This window comes from Robbsia andropogonis (assembly GCF_000970345.1).
In the GTDB taxonomy this organism is placed as follows: Bacteria; Pseudomonadota; Gammaproteobacteria; order Burkholderiales; family Burkholderiaceae; genus Robbsia; species Robbsia andropogonis.
The window spans coordinates 1-828 of the sequence record NZ_LAQU01000214.1 but is presented as its reverse complement, the minus strand read 5'-3'; the positions used below and the strand labels follow the sequence as shown (position 1 = coordinate 828).

Annotated in this window: 1 protein-coding gene and 1 pseudogene; both read left to right on the top strand. The window is 54.8% G+C overall.

Annotated elements, in window-relative coordinates; translation table 11 throughout:
- On the top strand, positions 1-323 hold a 323-nt coding region (locus WM40_RS27215; protein ID WP_046154672.1), incomplete at its 5' end, for a hypothetical protein.
- Between the two features lie 40 nt (positions 324-363).
- Positions 364-828 (top strand): annotated as a pseudogene (locus WM40_RS27210) (hypothetical protein); the annotation flags it as partial.

Here is an 828-nt window from a genome sequence, read left to right as displayed (position 1 = left end):
CAGGCGTCTTGGAGTTAGGGGGCGTCAGCGAGGAAAACGTCTGGTTCAAGCGGGTGGGTGATGACTTGCAGGTCGAGTTGATGGGAACGTCCGATAAAATCACGATCCTCAGCGAAAATTCGTATTGGAACGAGCTGGGCGCGATTACTACGACGGCGAGCCCAGGCGGCACGACAGCGCAAGTCGACTCCGGCCTGAATCAACTTATCCAGGCCATGGCGGACTTTACCGCAGCCAATCCTGGATTCGATCCGACCGCAGCGTCCAATCCGAGTATCACGGATGCGACTGTACTGGCTGCCGTGCATAACGCCTGGCACTGAGGGCTAGCGCTGTAGCGTAAGTCCAGGCGAAAGGGAGCGGATGCCTTTCGCCTGGCGTTCATTGGCTCATTGTTGTTGTATGAAGATACTTTTTATCCATCAAAATATTCCCGGGCAGTTTCGGCATCTGATTTCTGCCCTGGTGAGCGATCCCGCGCATGAGGTATGGGCGCTTGGAGAGGCGAACCGCGTTGCGGCGAACTGGCGTCAATCTATCCCGCGGTTGAAGCTGTTTGGCTATGTTTTCAATGAAGTCGCCTCGATCATTCCGAACGGCTCGTTAAAGACCACCGACACCAATATCCGGCGAGGGCTTGCTGTCGCGAAGAGCCTTACGTCCCTGGCCAAGCAGGGCTTGGCGCCAGATGTGATTTATGGGCATCCGGGATGGGGAGAAATGCTATTCGTGCGGGATATCTTTCCTGACGCAAAGATCGTCAACTACTGTGAGTTTTACTTCAATTTCGACGGGCAAGATTGTGGATTCGATCCGGAGTTCGCAGAT